12 protein-coding genes are annotated in these 14,728 nt (G+C 37.1%); 6 read left to right on the top strand and 6 right to left on the bottom strand.

The window, feature by feature from the left end:
• Positions 1-9: 9 nt before the first annotated feature.
• The 4 genes from BC781_RS17040 to BC781_RS17020 form a co-directional block, all read right to left on the bottom strand.
• On the bottom strand, positions 10-1,710 hold the full coding sequence (locus BC781_RS17040) for a sodium:solute symporter (RefSeq protein ID WP_109620012.1): 1,701 nt from the start codon (positions 1,708-1,710) through the stop codon (positions 10-12).
• Between the two features lie 655 nt (positions 1,711-2,365).
• A complete protein-coding gene (locus tag BC781_RS17030; protein WP_109620009.1) occupies positions 2,366-4,882 on the bottom strand; it encodes a PIG-L family deacetylase in 2,517 nt (838 codons plus the stop codon).
• Between the two features lie 185 nt (positions 4,883-5,067).
• Positions 5,068-5,988 carry a DUF2911 domain-containing protein gene (locus BC781_RS17025; protein ID WP_109620006.1) on the bottom strand — a complete coding sequence of 307 codons (921 nt, stop codon included), beginning with the start codon at positions 5,986-5,988 and terminating at the stop codon, positions 5,068-5,070.
• Positions 5,989-6,035: 47 nt separating this feature from the next.
• Positions 6,036-6,677 (bottom strand): c-type cytochrome, encoded by a 642-nt coding sequence (locus BC781_RS17020; RefSeq protein WP_109620004.1) that lies wholly within the window; start codon positions 6,675-6,677, stop codon positions 6,036-6,038.
• 205 nt (positions 6,678-6,882) lie between these two features.
• On the opposite strand from BC781_RS17020, the gene BC781_RS17015 reads away from it, so the two are divergent.
• The 4 genes from BC781_RS17015 (at position 6,883) to BC781_RS17000 (ending at position 9,761) form a co-directional block, all read left to right on the top strand.
• Positions 6,883-8,010, top strand: coding sequence for a transporter substrate-binding domain-containing protein (locus BC781_RS17015; protein WP_109620002.1), 1,128 nt, complete (start codon positions 6,883-6,885; stop codon positions 8,008-8,010).
• 105 nt (positions 8,011-8,115) lie between these two features.
• A complete protein-coding gene (locus BC781_RS17010; protein ID WP_109620000.1) occupies positions 8,116-8,808 on the top strand; it encodes a porin family protein in 693 nt (230 codons plus the stop codon).
• A gap of 294 nt (positions 8,809-9,102) precedes the next feature.
• Entirely contained in the window at positions 9,103-9,402 is a 300-nt protein-coding gene (gene trxA, locus BC781_RS17005) for a thioredoxin (protein ID WP_109619998.1), read from the top strand.
• A 2-nt stretch (positions 9,403-9,404) separates the two neighbouring features.
• On the top strand, positions 9,405-9,761 hold the full coding sequence (locus BC781_RS17000; RefSeq protein ID WP_158281508.1) for a YraN family protein: 357 nt from the start codon (positions 9,405-9,407) through the stop codon (positions 9,759-9,761).
• On the opposite strand, the gene BC781_RS16995 is transcribed toward BC781_RS17000, so the two are convergent.
• A complete protein-coding gene (locus tag BC781_RS16995; protein ID WP_109619994.1) occupies positions 9,721-10,590 on the bottom strand; it encodes an alpha/beta hydrolase in 870 nt (289 codons plus the stop codon). The two genes, BC781_RS17000 and BC781_RS16995, sit on opposite strands and share 41 nt — an antisense overlap.
• Before the next feature lie 418 nt (positions 10,591-11,008).
• On the opposite strand from BC781_RS16995, the gene miaB reads away from it, so the two are divergent.
• On the top strand, positions 11,009-12,475 hold the full coding sequence (gene miaB / locus BC781_RS16990) for a tRNA (N6-isopentenyl adenosine(37)-C2)-methylthiotransferase MiaB (RefSeq protein WP_109619992.1): 1,467 nt from the start codon (positions 11,009-11,011) through the stop codon (positions 12,473-12,475).
• 67 nt (positions 12,476-12,542) lie between these two features.
• Here miaB and BC781_RS16985 read toward each other — a convergent pair whose 3' ends face one another.
• On the bottom strand, positions 12,543-13,967 hold the full coding sequence (locus BC781_RS16985; protein WP_109619990.1) for an amidohydrolase family protein: 1,425 nt from the start codon (positions 13,965-13,967) through the stop codon (positions 12,543-12,545).
• A gap of 215 nt (positions 13,968-14,182) precedes the next feature.
• On the opposite strand from BC781_RS16985, the gene BC781_RS16980 reads away from it, so the two are divergent.
• Complete coding sequence (locus BC781_RS16980) at positions 14,183-14,719, top strand: GNAT family N-acetyltransferase (protein ID WP_109619988.1); 537 nt, start codon at positions 14,183-14,185, stop codon at positions 14,717-14,719.
• Positions 14,720-14,728: the final 9 nt, after the last annotated feature.

The following is a 14,728-nucleotide window of genomic DNA, read 5'->3' as shown; positions in this document are numbered from 1 at the left end:
TGGCAATAGCTATTTTTCTAGCTTTCTGCTTAATTCCAAATACTTATTGATCACAATGCTGAATCCTACGACAGTCAGACAGCCAATTACATTGTACCAAAGGAATGGTACGTCTGTAAAGAAGAAACAGTAAATGATAATAGCTTCTGAAAGTACAGCTCCAATCAATACTTCTTTACTACCAATATGTTTTAGGAAGAAAGCTACAGTAAAGATTCCTAGAATTGTACCGTAAACCAACGAACCTAATACATTTACAGCCTCAATAAGAGAGCCCAATCGGTTGGCATAGAAGGTGAAAATAATGGCTAGAACACCCCATGCAATTGTGAAAAATCTTGAGGCATTCAAGTAATGCTTTTCAGATGCTTCTGGCTTGAATAATCTTTTGTATAAATCAACCACAGTTGTTGAGGCAAGTGCATTCAATTCAGACGAAGTTGATGACATAGATGCTGAGATGATTACAGCAATCAACAAACCTACCAGACCTGCAGGAAGATTTTCTGTCACAAAATTCAAGAAGATATAATTGGTATCGTTCGTGTCTAGGCTAGGCAAATTTTCATTGATCATTGCTTTCGCTTCCTTACGGATATCTTCTGCTTTTTGGTTGCTTTCTTTTAGCTGTGCTGAAGCATTTTCTTTAGCCGCCAAATCATTTCCTTCCAAAGCATCGACAAATGCGATTGCTTGTAGTTGTCTTTCTCCTAAAGCTTCTTGGTACTCCAACTCTTTAGCTTGGTAATCGGCTCCAATCTCAGAGCTTTTCACCTCATTTACCAAAGTCTTATTGAAGTTTAATGGAGCTGGTTGGAAGATATAGAACACATACAACATCGCTCCGATAAAGAGAATCAAGAACTGCATAGGGATTTTAATCATACCGTTGAAAAGTAATCCCAAACGGCTTTGCCCAATTGATTTAGCAGTCAAGTAACGTTGTACTTGCGATTGGTCTGTTCCGAAATAAGACATTGCAAGAAAGAAGCCTCCAATAATTCCCGACCAAATGTTGTATTTGCTAGAAGGGTCAAATTCCAATTCTACCGCATTTAATCTGCCTAAATGACCTGCCAAATGCATAGCATTATTGAAACTCACACTTTCAGGAATCATCTGTACAACCATCACACCAGCAATCGTCATCCCGACAAAGATCACAAACATCTGAAGCTTTTGTGTCTGACTCACTGCCTTTGTACCTCCCGATACGGTATAGACAATCACAATAATCCCGATAATGAGATTGGTCAGATTGATATCCCATCCTAACAGCGATGAAAGAATCAGTGATGGAGCGAAAATGGTAAAACCTGCGGCTAATCCTCTTTGGATCAAAAACAGAAATGCTGTTCCGACCCTTGCCGATACACTGAATCGTTTTTCGAGGTATTCGTAAGCCGTAAAGACATTTAATTTATGATAAATCGGCACGACAAAAGCCGAAAGAACAATCATGGCCAATGGCAAACCAAAGTAAAATTGTACGAATCGCATTCCGTCTGTAAAGGCTTGACCTGGCGCAGACAGAAATGTGATGGCACTGGCTTGCGTAGCCATGATGGAAAGGGCTACCGTAAACCATTTGGCATCTTTGTCACCAAGCAAATAGCTTTTCATGTCTTTTTGCTTGCGTGTTTTCCAAATCCCATAGACTACGATAAAAAGTAAGGTGCTGGAAAGCACAATCCAATCAAGGGCTTTCATAGTTTCTATTTTGTGTTGGTATTTTTAGTTTAAAGTATTTTGGTACAAAAGATATGAACTTCAAGCTTATCACATTTATGCACCAAACTACTTGATTTCTTATTCCTTAGATCTTTGTACTTTTTCCTTGATGAAAAAGTACCAAAAAATCAAGGCCGTAGATTCTCGGGTCTAAATTCACTTTCATTCCCACTAAAAATTCTAAACTCGCTTCGCTCAAACATGAGAATTTTCTTAACGTTCTCATTTCAGTAAATTTTACGACTTCGAATCTAATGCCATCTGTTATTTTTAGAAGTGGGGAGATTGCCACAAAAGCGGAGACGCGAAGGCTAGTGGGCTGACCGTTTTTTATGTGGCTTGATTTTTTTTGCTTCGTTTTTTGTATCAAGACAAAAAATGAAGACCGAAATACCTTAAAAGAACGAGTGTCCCCACAGTGAAAGGGTATTTAGAATGAAATACTATTAATAAAATAAACCTCTAAAACAGGGGCTAAAATCTTCAATCTAAAACCCACTAAAGGACGCCGTAAATTGATAAAAGAGAATGATTAGTAAAATCAATTCGCCGAAAACAAAGGCATAAAGCTGATTCCAAGATTTGAAAAGGGAAGGGAGTTGTGGATCCCTTCCTTCCTTTTTTTCTATTTCTTTCATTTCAGATTTTTATTTTCTGTATCTACTGATGCTTCAAATGAAATCATATTTATGAATAATCGGATTGCACCCGATACTCCTGCAGGCAATTCTCTAAACCAAGAAATCCCTGAGTAGATATATGAACCTTGTCCGTATGTAGTGACTAATAAACTTCCTTCTTTAGGCGTTTCCCCAGGGTCATTCATTGATAAAATCGGTGTGAAGTTTTCATCCCATTTGTTCGGGAAATACAAGCCTCTTTCTTGTACCCAATTTTCAAAATCTACGGCTGTGATCTTGTTCGGGTAATTAAGTACAGGATGTTCTGGAGCCAAGAATGTCACCGGAGCTTCTTCTACTGTTACACGATCACGAGAAAGTTGAAGAGCATAAGGAGCAAGTTCTTTTGTCTTCAGACGGTGAGAAGTGTTGTACTGTACAATCATGTGTCCACCATCTTTCACAAATTCCATTAGAGCAGATTGTGCAAATTTCAATTGTTCGTTGGTATTGTAAGCACGAATACCGACCATAACAACATCATATTTTCTCAATACCTCAGCTCTCAATTCGCTGTTGTCTAGCTCATCTACTTTGTAGCCAATTTCTCTTAAGGTTTCAGGTACTTTATCTCCTGCTCCCATGATGTAAGCAATTGATTTCTGAGGAATTTGAGCATCTAAGTGTACAACTTTAGCTTTTGACTGTGGGAAATGTACTAAAACAGGAATGTGCTCATATTCGATAGTTTTCATATCGGTTTCGTACACTTTACCATTCATTTCAGCGATTACACCTAGTTCCCCTTCCGAAGATTCTGATGGAGGAGTAAGCGTGAAATTCAGCCATTTTTCATTGTAAGTACCTTTAATGTCTACTGCTTGATAAGCTGGCTTTACTGTCCAACCTTTTGGAGCAGACAAAGCAATATTTGCTTTCAATTCTTTCTGTAAAGATTTCACTTTAATCTTCACTGTTTTGCCCTCTTCACTTGGGAAGAAGAAAACTTCTTTCTCCATAGTTAGCGCAACAGGAGGAGTGATTGCAAGTGGTCTGTATTTTTCGCCGTAGGCAGGATCAACCCATTTATAAAGGACAGGACGCTTTACGATTATTTCAGTATCGTTGATTTTCAGTTTGGCACTGACCGTGATCGCTGGAAGGTTTTCTGGAAGTCCGCGTAGTAATTGATTTTCTACTTTGTACATTCCTAAATCCGCTTTTTCCGTTAACCAATATGGCTGAGTTGTATTGTGTGATTCGGGAATCAATACGGTCGTTTCGAAAGTCTGTGTTCTATTTTCGATGAGTACCGTATCAGATGTATAAGGTTTGAATGTGCCAAAGGCAATTTCATCTATTTCTACTTTCACACCTTTCGCACGAGGTGTAAAACTCGCTTCAATTTTCAAAGAATCGCCAGCAGCTACGCTATAGACTGGGCTATTTGCTTCTACCCAAAGTCCTGCGCATTGCAAGAGTAATTCTTCTACTTCAAGCTCTTTTCTGTTGACCCAAACATTCTGTTGGTCTAATGCTCTAAGGTCAGAAAGGATTTCTTCTAAAGCGGGTATTGATTTTTCGGGAGCTGAAATGTTATAATCGTCTTTTAGTTTCTTGATTTTAGAAGCAACTTTTTTTCCACCTTCAATTCTTTCCCAAGAGATATCGATGTTATCCATGATATCTGCAAATGCACTCTTACCGTCTAGTAGTTCTAGATACTCTGTGTTTGTACCACGTTGCATCGCACTACCAAAGCCTTGGCTACGGTGTTGTGAGCGACTAGTTGAGGCTATTTCACCATAAGATTTACCAAGAATAGGATCAAATTCACCTACAGGAATTGGAAGGTAATCTTCGGCTTTGAATTCTTTCTTGGCAGCTCTGAAAAACCAAGGTGAAGTATTCCAGAAAATACGCTTAGTTTCCCAAGCTTCTACATATTTCAGTTGCTCAGGATATTGTTTTGGATCGGCAGCAGCAGTGAAAGCTTCCTGTGCCAATAATGCAGAAGTGGTATGATGTCCGTGTGTTCTTCCTGCAGAATTTGGAGAAAAACGCGTAATGATCACGTCGGGCTGAAATTTACGGATAGCCCAAACTACATCTGCTAAAATTTCTTCTTTTTCCCAGATGTTTAAAGTCTCATCTGGATGTTTTGAGTAACCAAAATCGTTGGCTCTTGAGAACATTTGAGAACCACCATCGGTACGACGAGCCGCTAAAAGTTCTTGTGTACGGATCATTCCAAGTTCTTCACGAACTTCTTTTCCGATCAAGTTTTGTCCACCATCACCACGAGTCAGTGAAAGGTAAGTGGTTTCGTATTTTTTACCTTGAGCAAGGTAAGCGATGAGTCTTGTGTTTTCGTCGTCGGGGTGAGCCGCAATATACATCACACTTCCGAGTACTTCTAGTTTGTCAATTTTGTGCTTAATCTCAGCAGTACTTAGCGAACGGAATGGCTGATATTGTGCCCAAGCCATTATACTTGTGAGGATAAGGCTGAGTGTAAAAAACGTTTTCATACTTAAAAATAAGATATTCTTTGGACTGAATATAAAGATCAATGTAAGGAGAGTCTTTGAGAAGAGAGACGATTTTAGAAATTATAACAGTAGAATAATCAAACTATTGCCATCCAAATAAAAAGGCGACAGGTTTTTGCAATTGCTTTTCCTGTCGCCTAATGTTTAGGGATTAATGCCCAAATCTATTGGATAAGTTTCTTGTTTTTCTTTTTCCAAGTTTTAGAAACTTTAGACATCCACTCTTCTTTAGAAGCATCCATTTGAGGCTTCAAGTAGTTGAACCATCCTTTTTGAGTGTCCAAAGAAAGCGCTACTAGCAATTGAGCCATTGCAGCGTCAAAGTTTTCTTGTTTAGCCAAGAATTGCGCTTTAGTGAATGCTGGAGCTACATGAGCTTTGTCAGCTTCGATAGACTTGTCAATGAATGAAAGTGCTTTTTCAAGATCGCTAGCTGCATAGTAGTTCGCGATGTCAAAATACTTTCTCCAAGTTCCGTTAAGTTCTTTGATTGTTTTTTCAACATTAGCTTCAGCTAGTGCTGTTGTAGGTGTCTCTACTGAGAAAGAAACCATTGTTTTGTCCCACCACAAAGTAACTTTACCTTCAGAGTCAGAAACACTCTCGATAAGGTAAACCAAACGCTCACGCATTGGAGCTGCTTCAGCTTTTACTTTTGTACTAGCCACATCGTCAGCTTCGATAGCAGCGTAATCTTGTCCTTCAGCAGTGTTGTAAGCGAAGATGCTTTTACCTGCTCCGTTGAAGTGGAAAGTCCAGTCTTGTCCTTCAGCTTGAGGAGTTAGGAAGATGTTGTAAGAACCTGCTTTCACATCTTTACCACCAATCTTTACATCTGAGCTGAAAGTGATTTTAGTAGGCGCATTTGCACCTGCTCTCCAAGCTTTACCGAAAGGCTCTAATTCACCAAATACTGTACGTCCTTTTACGGCAGGAGATGAGTAATCAATCGTAATTTCTGTAAGACCTACTGTCTGAGAAACAGAAGCAGCAGGGCTAGGCGCTGGCAATTGTTGTGCTTGTGTTCCGAATGCAAAAAATACCAAACCGATCAATCCGATCAGTGTAGAGAATTTTGTTCTCATTTTCTAACGTGTTTTATAAAAAGTAAAAAGATTAATTTTCGTGTTTATTATTTTCTGAGGCTTTGTACGTATTTAGCAACCTCATTGATTTCATCTTTTGTCAGTAAGTTTCCATAAGAAGCCATACGTCCTTTACCATTATTGATGATATGGATGATGTCTTCTTGATTCAATTCACTTTCTTGAAGGTTTGCAGCACCACTTAGTTGCTTTGCACCGTCTTTTCCATGACAAACATTACAACGTTGTTTATAAACTCTGTACCCTACTTCCAATTCTGCAGAAACAGTTTCAGAAGATGCTTCTTCAATAGCTGAAGATACTTCTCCACGAGCTACTTTCTTCTTGTGAACTTCAGCCATTCCGTATGCTCCGAAAATCAACAATACAGAAAGTACCGCTAAAGCTTTATTCTGCTTTTTGAATCCAATGATAGCAAGTGGAATTGATGCAAAAACAGCTGCTAATTTAAAGGCAAAAAGGTTTGTGTAAGCTACTCCTGAATACAGCATATATCCTCCTGTAGCAAGGAAAAGGAAGCTGATGATCATTTCAGGGACTTTGAATCTCTTTGTGAAATTTGCGAGGGCATCCTTCTTATTTGTGAGAAGAAGTACGAGTTTGATTAAGTAAATCAACAAAAACAATGTAACCACAAGCTTGTGCGTGTGGGTAATTCCAGTCATCATAAGTTTATTCAGTTTTATTGACAAGTTACTAGAAAAACTTAAATAGTGACGATATGTTTGAATAATGTTCTAACATATTGTTAGGGTAAAGACATAGAAAAAAGGTGATAATCTGACTTCTTATGAAAGCTCTATCTCAAAAGCTTGGATAAGTGGGTAAAAACCATATATTTTTATAGGATTTGCTTTATGCGAAGCAGACCTAATGAAAAGGAAATACATGCAACAACTTTCTACGCTACGACTAACTATATTCTTTTATTTACTACTCTTTTTCTCCTTTCCCAATGCCATTTCAGCAATGGATGAAGAGCCAAAAGAGTTTCCCAAAATCTTGAAAGTAGGAGTTCAAGAAGACCCACCTTTTGTGATGAAAGATGAGGATGGGTCGTTCTATGGCTTGAGTATTGATCTTTGGTACATGCTTGCCGAAGAGTTACATCTGCTTTATGAGTTTGAGGAATATGAACATACTTCTGCAATGCTTTTAGGTTTGAGCAGAAAAAAAATAGACTTGTCGATAAACCCAATGCCTGTGAGTGGAACACGTATCCGACAATTAGGAGTTACGCATCCATTTTTTACTTCTAGTATTGGTGTTGCTGTTCGAAATGCCGAAGATTCTCAAATACAGATATTTGTTTCCAATATTTTCTCATACGGATTTATCAAGCTCGTCATGCTCTTGATGATGATCGTATTTGGTTTTGGAGTCTTGGTTTGGTTGGCAGAACGTAAGATTAACCAACATGAATTTAGAGATGGAATAGTTGGAATTATGGATGGGATTTGGTGGTCAACAGTGACTATTACAACTGTCGGTTATGGTGATAAAACTCCGAAAACTCCGCTAGGAAGGTTTATTTCTATGTTGTGGATGTTTGCAGCTATTAGTTTGATTTCCAGTTTTACAGCGACGATTACGTCTCGTCTTACAGTAAATCAATTGGAATATCAGATTGAGAATCTTGAAGACTTGAAAAAGGTTAAAAAAATTGGGACAGTCAACTTTTCAAGCAGCCACGATTTCTTAGATAATTATAATATTTCGACCTATAAGGTTTATGAAACACCTAAGGATGGTATGATTGCCTTATCTAAAAAAGAAATAGATGTATTTGTCTATGAAAAACCAGTGATGAAATATCTCACGAATGTAGAACAGCTTTCCAATAAATTGAAGATAATGCCAGTTACATTTAATCGTCATTACTTCAGTCTTCTGATGCCAAAACAAAGTAAACTGCTAGATAAAATAAACCCTGAACTTGCTGATAAAACCTCAAAATCAGCATGGAAACGTGTATTAGAAAAGTATAATCTCCATCAATAATTGAGGGTTTTAACAAGTGAGTTAACCGCTGTTAAAGTATTGACTACTTAGAAAAGGTAATTGTGTTATTAGGTAAATGGTAAACCTTTTTCTAAGACGATAACTATGAACTCAAAAAAAATCATCCTCTCAATTTTTTTCAGTTTTTTTACACTGTTTGCTTTTGCCCAAGAATTTCAAATTGGTATTTCTCAAGGTTTTAATACTCTGAGAACAAGTCAACAAGGGCAGAACATAAATTCGACATCTGTAAATGGTAAGAAAGGAATGGGTACATCTTTAGTAGCTGAAATGTACCTATCTGAACATGTCGGGTTTTCTACAGGCTTTATATTTGAAAACAGGTCATATGCCATAGATGATGGTGTTGTATTTCAGTCTGAGGTTGATAACCTAAACCCGTATCTTATTCCAGCAACTCACGATCTTTTTTATAAAACAGTACCTATTCTAATCAAATTCAGATCAAAAGGTGATAAGGGGAAATTCTATATTGAAGGTGGAAGTTATGTGTCCTGGCTTCAAGGTTCTAGTGTCCAAGATGTATCCTATGATTTTGGTTCAGTATTGGAAAACGAAAATCTTTTTAATGATTTTGATATGGGATTTTCATTTGGTACTGGGGTTGATCTTTACATTGTGGAAAATATTATTTTAGGATTTAACGCTCGACTCAATTTAGGACTTGTTGATATGAATGCTAAAGAATGGCCTGAAGATGTGTTCAAAGAAGAATCTTTAAAGAACAATACCCTTCAATTTTCTGCATCTCTCAAATATGTTTTAGGAAAAGGCTAAGATTTTTTGTCGAAGTAGCTTTCTCAATTGTAGAAATACTAAAGACCTTTAACCTAAATATCTATGATGCGCGTTTTGATCTTATTTCTTGTACTAGCACTTTTCTTTTTCTTAAAACTAAGCAATGCTAAACAAATATCTTCAGGGCCTACTGTGCAAAAAGCAAGTACAGAAAAGGTTCATGTTTTGAAAAATGAAGCTCCTTAAGTTGTGTTACAAAAGTGGCAATAACAATTCGGGACATTTGGTAGTTTTGTAGTACATTCAGTGTAATACAAAAGTTAAGAAGAAGTAATGAGTAAGTTCCAGAAGTTAATTAGTGATCCGAATACTCCAGTTTTAGTAGATTTCTATGCAGATTGGTGTCAGCCTTGTCATGCACTCGCACCAGTATTAAAAGAGGTTGCAGGAAATATGGGAGATGCCATCAAAATTATAAAGGTCAATGTAGACAAGAATCAAGCGGTATCGCAGAAATATCAAGTGCGTAGTATTCCGACAATGATTCTTTTCAAAGGAGGGGTGATGCAATGGAGAGGTACAGGAGTTAAATCGGCTACAGAGTTAGAAGGAATTTTAAAACAGCATATTTAAGATTGGGAAATAACCATCTTCAGAAAGGAAAAAAAGGAGAGTTGATCGCTCGAGAATATCTGACTGAAAAAGGCTATGAGATATTAGCCCAAAACTATCGTTACAAACGTAGTGAAGTCGATATTATAGCGTTCAAGTCTCCTTTTTTAGTATTTATAGAGGTGAAATACAGAAGCTCAGATCGTTTTGGATTTCCAGAAGCAGCGGTAAGTTCCCACAAAGAAAAAATGCTAAAACAAGCTGCTGAATTTTACCTAGAAAACTTTGAGAAAGAAGCATTTCTTCGTTTTGATATTGTCGCTATCCTAGAGAGAAATACTAAGATCGATGTTCAGCATTTTGAAGATGCATTCTTTTAGCTTTGTATTTATCAAGCCAGTGTTTAATAGCAGTTGTAGCTTGTTCCCATTCAGAGGATAACATGATGTTATGCCCAGAATTAACAACCACAAAGAAGTCCGCATCATAGAAGTCGGCAGTCTCTTTTTGTTGACTAGGACTGAAAAAATAGTCATTTTCTGAAGCCATGATCAAAGCGGGTATTTTATGATCGATTTTTCGAATAGGAATAGCCGTATCCATAACTACTCGTAAAGATTCTTTGTCTAGGCGTTTGAGGTTTTGTTGAAGCGTAGCTTCATCTTCATCCATTCCTGTATAAAATAGACTTTTCACCTTGTCAGGGGTATTCATCAAAAGTTTTGAATTTCTTCTCAAAACACTTTTCCAAGCGCCAATATTTTCTTTGAAAATGGTCTTTGTAGTATTCCAAGTACCTTGAATAGGAATACTATTCATCAAAATCATGGCAGGGATGTTCGGTGTTTTTTGTAAGTACTTTTGAATGACCCAGCCACCTAATGAGTGCCCGATAAGAATAGGGTTTATTTTCATATTCGTGATGATTTCTTTCAAGTCTGTGACATAATCACTGATCGAAGTCCCTAGAATGTGTTTTCGTTCTAGGCTATTGCCATGTCCTTGAAAACTGATCGCATGACATTCCCAACCTTCTTGAGCAAAGAATGGTAAGAAGTGTTTCTCCCAACACCATGCGCCATGCCAAGCGCCATGAAGAAATAACAATGGGTGAGGTTGAGTTACTTTATCGGGGATTAGGCTAATACACTCGTATTTTCCTCGTACAAAACTATAATCTGTAGTAAATGATGCTGCTTGAGTTAGCATTGTATTCGCTTATTTTATCATGCCTAAACAAAGGCTCATTTGTGAAAGTATATCAGTTTTAGCTCAGTACTAGTATAAAGAGGCTTTATCTAAAAAGCTTTCTAATGGGATTGCAGTTAAATAGTATTGAGTTTTTTCGAAATTTAAAAAAGCCTTTACTTTTAGACAAGTAAGTTATAATTCAAAATAGAGATTCTCCTATTTTATTCAGACAGTTTAGCTTGAAAGTCTGACACTTATCAAGCCTAGTAAAAGTGAAAGAGTGGTAATCAATTGGTTGTCTTAAGCCTATTTTGTATTTTTGCGAGTCTTTTTGGAGGCTAAGAGGCCTCTAAAAAGTGTTACACATATAAATTGATTTTACTAGAAGCATGAGGGAGACTGAAAATCTACCTTCTGTCTTATACTTCATCTTGTAATGAGCGACTTGATTAAAGATCTTGATATTCTTCCTAAGAAAGAGGAAAAGGATATCAGCTGTGAGGCACGTATCTCTCAGGATAATGCCAAGGATGGGCAGCGAAAGTTATACATTGAAAGCTACGGATGTCAAATGAACTTCTCAGATTCTGAGATTGTGGCATCGGTTATGGAAGAAAATAATTTTGGAACAACTTCTAATGTAGAAGAAGCTGATCTTATTTTCTTGAACACTTGTTCAATCCGTGATAAAGCTGAGCAAACCGTTCGTAAGCGTCTTCAACATTATAACAATGTGAAGAAAAATAAGCCAGGACTTCTTATTGGAGTACTAGGTTGTATGGCTGAGCGTTTGAAGACAAAACTTCTTGAAGAAGAAAAAATTGTTGATATCGTAGCAGGGCCAGATGCTTACCGTGACCTTCCTAAATTGGTAGCGGAAGTAGATGAGGGAGGAAAAGGAGTAAACGTATTCCTTTCTCGTGAGGAAACTTATGCAGATATTTCTCCAGTGCGTTTGAACTCGAATGGAATTACAGCTTTTATCTCAATTATGAGAGGTTGTGACAACATGTGTTCATTCTGTGTAGTGCCTTTCACTAGAGGTAGAGAGCGTAGCCGTGATCCTAAATCGGTAGTAGCTGAAGCACAAGAATTATTCGATCAAGGATATAGAGAAGTAACACTACTTGGTCAGAACGTAGATTCTTACAAGTGGTCAGATGACGAGAACAATAAGGCTCGTTTGGAAAAGAAAGAGAAAGCAGAAGACATGGAAATTACAAACTTTGCCAACCTTCTTGAGATGGTGGCAAAAGTTTCTCCAGAGCTTCGCGTTCGTTTCTCGACTTCTCATCCTAAAGATATCACAGACGAAGTGCTTCATACCATGGCGAAGTACGAGAACATCTGTAACTATATTCACTTGCCTGTGCAATCAGGAAATAGCCGTGTACTTGATATCATGAACCGTACTTACGATCGTGAGTGGTACTTGAATAGAGTTGAGGCTATCCGTCGTATTTTGGGCGAAGAGTGTGGTATTTCTTCAGATATGATTACAGGTTTCTGTACTGAAACAGAAGAAGAACACCAAGATACATTGAGCTTGATGGATATCGTGAAATACGATTTGAGCTACATGTTCTATTACTCAGAGCGTCCGGGTACTTTGGCTGAGAAGAAGTTTGAAGATGATATTCCATTGGATGTAAAGAAACGTCGTTTGGCTGAAATCATCGAGAAACAAGGAGTGCATTCTTTAGAAAGATATAAGATGTGTGTAGGTAATACTTACAAAGTCTTGATCGAAGGATACTCGAAACGTTCGAAAGAGCACCTTCAAGGACGTACTTCTTCAAATAAAGTAGTCGTATTCCCTAAGAAAGATTTCAAATTGGGAGAGTACGCAGAAGTGAAAATTCATGACTGTACAGCAGCTACACTTATTGGTGAGTCAATCTAAGAACCAATTCATTTATTTAAATATAAAGCCCTTATTTCCTAGTTGGAAGTAAGGGCTTATTTATTCATTATGAGTTTAAGAAACTACTTTCGAAAAGTTTGAATTTCTGATCTAAAGCTTTCAGCGTTTCATTCTTTTCCTTTTCTGATAAGAACGAATATTTGATACCATTATAGACCAATTCTTTCACTTCAGAATAAGTGATTTCGGGAAGGTATTTGGTCAATAAAATATATTGATTGATTAGGTTTGTACGTAGTACGCCTTCATCATCGGTAGAAATACAGATAGGTACGCCACTTTCCCAGTAAGTTTTGATAGGATGAGCACTTTTATCTGTTTCTAAAATTACTTCATTGCTTTCCAAGTTGATCTCGACTGCTAAGCCATTTTCTTTCATGAATTTCAGAATTTCATCTTTTCTATCTTCGCTCGAAATATCAACTCCATGTCCAATGCGTTTTGCTTTTGCAATTGTCAGAGCTTCATCAATATGAAAAGTAAGGTCATTGGGTTGTGCTTCTCCTTTGCCTAGTACTAATTCTCCTGCATGAAGAGCAACATTTACAAAAGGATATTTCTTTTTTAAGAATCCGAACATCTGCATGTGAAGCTTATAGTTTTTTAAGGCTAAGGCATTGTCTTCGGGAGCTACAAAGTTTACTCCAACCAAATTATCGGTGAGCAAAGCAGTTTTAAAAGACAAAATTGTATGCCCAAAAATGAGTGATTGATCTTCAAAAATACGAAGTCCGAAAGTCTGAAATTTGAGTTTAATTCCGTGTGTATTTGTTCTCGAAAGGAAAGCATCTAAAGAATCTGCATTAGCTTTAGCCCATTTATCGATGCCTTTTTCTTCAAAATAAGTAAGCCAAGCTTCTAGTTTTTCTTCTGTAGGTCTATTGTCTTTTTCCCAAGAGTTCTGATCAGCCAAAAGCTTTACACTGTCTTGCACATTTGGAACATTGATGATGGTTTCAATATACTGAATATTATCGTTGGCGGCTTTTTCACAAATCTGACTCAGTAGTTCTGATTCGTGACCGACAAAAGCTGCATCAAATTTTGGAAAACTTTCAAAGAACCAATCATGTCCACTTCTTCCATTAGATTTATGATTTCTGACTGACCACTGATCAATAATAGAATCCTTCTGAGACGGATGACTTTTTAAGAATTCATGGATTGGAATCGCATCTTTATCAGCTAATTTACTTTTGGATAATTTGTAGGTTTTCGGATTGATAAAGGCACTATCAGCAAGGGCATTTTCTATAAACTGTTCTGCGTATGGAGTTCCACTTGCATGATGGTGAAGATCACCTCCTTTAGGCATTTCAGTGAAAAAACTTAATAATTGACGATCATCTTTTTTCGCTAGTTCAAATATATGATCTAGCGTCGCTGTTTTTGATGTTGTTGTATTTGAAGATGATTTACAACTACTAACGTATATAAGAATGAAAAAAGTAAAGGAGAGTTGTTTAAGCATAAATTGAAGTTTGTCTAGTTTGATAGGAGAAGGAAATCTCCACTGAAAATTGAATATTGTAGGAGAAAACGAGAATTAGCCGAAATTGTTATTTCTTTTTTAAATATTGTCCGCTCTTTTAACTTTTTGATTTGATTTTCAGAAATAAACAACTCTTTTTGAAGATCGACGTAAACTCTCGCTAAACTATTTTTTTAATTAAAAATCTAACAAGTATGATTAGAGGAGAAAATATCAATCTCAGGCATATCAGACCCGATGAGATTGAGCTTTTTATTCAGAATACAAATGACCTTGATATTCGAGGTAACCATTTGAATGGGATGTTGAAAAATCCAGCACAAATCAGAAAAGGTTTTATGGAAACGGGTTTTGCAACAGAAGATTGGTCTGTCTTTTTGATTGTGGATAAGTTTGACAAGCCACTTGGAGGAATCAGCTACTTTACCGTAGGTCCTTATGCTCCTATCCGAGAGTTTGGTTACAGTCTTTGGGATAAAGAACAGAGAGGAAAAGGCTACATGACAGAAGCAGTGAAAATGTTGAGTGATTATCTTTTTCTCAATTCAACTCTAAATCGAATTGAAATTAAGATGAGTGTAGAAAATCGTCCGTCTGAAAAAGTAGCGATTAATGCAGGCTTTACAAAAGAAGGAATTTCTCGTGAGGTAATCTTCAATAATGGGAAATACGATGATTTATTCAACTATGCTTTATTGAGAAAAGAATGGCTCGAAATGAGAAAGCGATAAATCGTGTAC

It is taken from the genome of Sediminitomix flava, from assembly GCF_003149185.1.
GTDB classification, from domain to species: domain Bacteria; phylum Bacteroidota; class Bacteroidia; order Cytophagales; family Flammeovirgaceae; genus Sediminitomix; species Sediminitomix flava.
Note: the sequence above shows the minus strand (reverse complement) of the source record. Positions and strands in the feature narration are given on the sequence as shown.

What these genes read in the sequence shown, in the direction of transcription:
- BC781_RS17020 (WP_109620004.1), bottom strand. Translation starts at nt 6,677, where the DNA reads ATGATGACTGGAATTACCCACACGCACAAGCTTGTGGTTACATTGTTT.
- BC781_RS17015 (WP_109620002.1), top strand. Translation starts at nt 6,883, where the DNA reads ATGAAAAGGAAATACATGCAACAACTTTCTACGCTACGACTAACTATA.
- BC781_RS17040 (WP_109620012.1), bottom strand. Translation starts at nt 1,710, where the DNA reads ATGAAAGCCCTTGATTGGATTGTGCTTTCCAGCACCTTACTTTTTATC.
- BC781_RS16985 (WP_109619990.1), bottom strand. Translation starts at nt 13,967, where the DNA reads ATGCTTAAACAACTCTCCTTTACTTTTTTCATTCTTATATACGTTAGT.
- miaB (WP_109619992.1), top strand. Translation starts at nt 11,009, where the DNA reads ATGAGCGACTTGATTAAAGATCTTGATATTCTTCCTAAGAAAGAGGAA.
- BC781_RS16980 (WP_109619988.1), top strand. Translation starts at nt 14,183, where the DNA reads ATGATTAGAGGAGAAAATATCAATCTCAGGCATATCAGACCCGATGAG.
- trxA (WP_109619998.1), top strand. Translation starts at nt 9,103, where the DNA reads ATGAGTAAGTTCCAGAAGTTAATTAGTGATCCGAATACTCCAGTTTTA.
- BC781_RS17010 (WP_109620000.1), top strand. Translation starts at nt 8,116, where the DNA reads ATGAACTCAAAAAAAATCATCCTCTCAATTTTTTTCAGTTTTTTTACA.
- BC781_RS17025 (WP_109620006.1), bottom strand. Translation starts at nt 5,988, where the DNA reads ATGAGAACAAAATTCTCTACACTGATCGGATTGATCGGTTTGGTATTT.
- BC781_RS16995 (WP_109619994.1), bottom strand. Translation starts at nt 10,590, where the DNA reads ATGCTAACTCAAGCAGCATCATTTACTACAGATTATAGTTTTGTACGA.
- BC781_RS17030 (WP_109620009.1), bottom strand. Translation starts at nt 4,882, where the DNA reads ATGAAAACGTTTTTTACACTCAGCCTTATCCTCACAAGTATAATGGCT.